At 64.7% G+C, this 1559-nt stretch carries 1 protein-coding gene; it reads right to left on the bottom strand.

Annotated features, from left to right (window positions below):
- On the bottom strand, positions 1-1559 hold a 1559-nt coding region (locus OQK_RS28765), incomplete at both ends, for a heavy metal translocating P-type ATPase (protein ID WP_038862327.1).

Below are 1559 nucleotides of genomic sequence, written 5' to 3'. Positions count from 1 at the left end.
CGAAAGCGCGGGCAATCGGGTGTTCCGAACGGTTTTCCAGCGCAGCGGCAAGGCTCAGGCATTGCTCGCTGTCGAGCCTGCCGAGCGGGCGAATCGAGCGCAGCACCAAGCGGCCTTCGGTGAGCGTACCGGTCTTGTCGAAAATCACCGTGTCGATCTGGTTCAAGCCTTCCAGCACATGGCCGCGTGTCAGCAGCAGGCCGAGTTTGTGCAGGGTACCGGTGGCGGCGGTGAGGGCGGTCGGCGTCGCCAGTGACAGCGCGCACGGGCAGGTCGCCACCAGCATGGCGAGAACGATCCAGAACGCCCGCGCTGAGTCCAGCTGCCACCACAGCAGGCCGATCACTGCCGCCGCAATCAGCGACAGCAGCAAAAACCATTGCGCGGCGCGGTCGGCGATTTCGGCCAGACGCGGTTTCTCCGTCTGAGCGCGATCGAGCAGGCGCACGATCGCGGAGAGACGCGTGTCCTGTCCCAGCGCCTGCACTTGCACGGTCAATGCGCCTTCGACGTTGAGCGTGCCCGCAGTGACCGCATCACCGAGCGTGCGTGGCTGTGGCAGGTATTCGCCAGTGAGCAGCGATTCGTCGATGCTCGACTGGCCATCGATGATCTTGCCGTCAGCCGGCAGAATCGAGCCCGGCTGCACCAGAATCCGCTCGCCTACACGCAACTCGCTGAGCAGTATGCGTTCGCTCTGGCCATCGCTATCCAGGCGCAGGCACGAGGCCGGCAACAGGTTGACCAATTGCGCGGTGGCGGCAGCGGTGCGTTCGCGGGCGCGGCGTTCCAGATAACGCCCGGCGAGCAAAAACAGCGCGAACATGCCGACCGCATCGAAGTACAGCTCGCCGACCCCGGTGATCGACGTCCAGATTCCGCCGATGTAAGCACTCCCGATCGCCAGCGACACCGATACGTCCATGGTCAGGTGGCGGGTACGCAAATCGCGCATCGCGCCTTTGAAGAACGGCGCGCAGCTGTAGAACACGATCGGTGTGGTCAGAAACAGCGCGACCCAGCGCAGGATCGTGTGCAGCTCGGGGCTGAGGTCGATGTTGAATTCCGGCCAAGTGGCCATGGTCGCCATCATCGCCTGAAACCACAGCAGACCGGCGACGCCGAGTTGGCGCAGGGCCAAGCGATTCTCGCTGGCCAATTGTTCGCTGGCACGGTCGGCTTGGTACGGGTGGGCGGCGTAACCGATGTGGCGCAGCTCGGCGAGGATCTGGCTCAGCGGGAATTGCGCATCGGCCCAGCGTACGTGCAGGCGATGGTTGGACAGGTTCAACCGCGCTTCGGCGACGGCGGGCAGGGTGCGCAGGTGTTTCTCGATCAGCCAGCCGCAAGCGGCGCAACTGATGCCTTCCATCAACAAGGTGGTTTCGGCCAGATCGCCTTCGTGGCGCACGAAGGGCTGCTGCACGTCGGCGCGGTCGTACAGCGCCAGTTCATCGCTCAGTTGCACCGGCAGCGCTTCGGGATTGGCCGACGCTTCGCTGCGATGCTGGTAATAACTTTCCAGCCCCCCGGCGACAATGGCTTCGGCCACCGCCTGG

The sequence above is a fragment of the Pseudomonas sp. R62 genome (assembly GCF_000257605.1).
GTDB lineage: Bacteria > Pseudomonadota > Gammaproteobacteria > Pseudomonadales > Pseudomonadaceae > Aquipseudomonas > Aquipseudomonas atacamensis.
The sequence above is the reverse complement of the archived record's forward strand: the minus strand, read 5'-3'. Positions and strand labels throughout refer to the sequence as shown.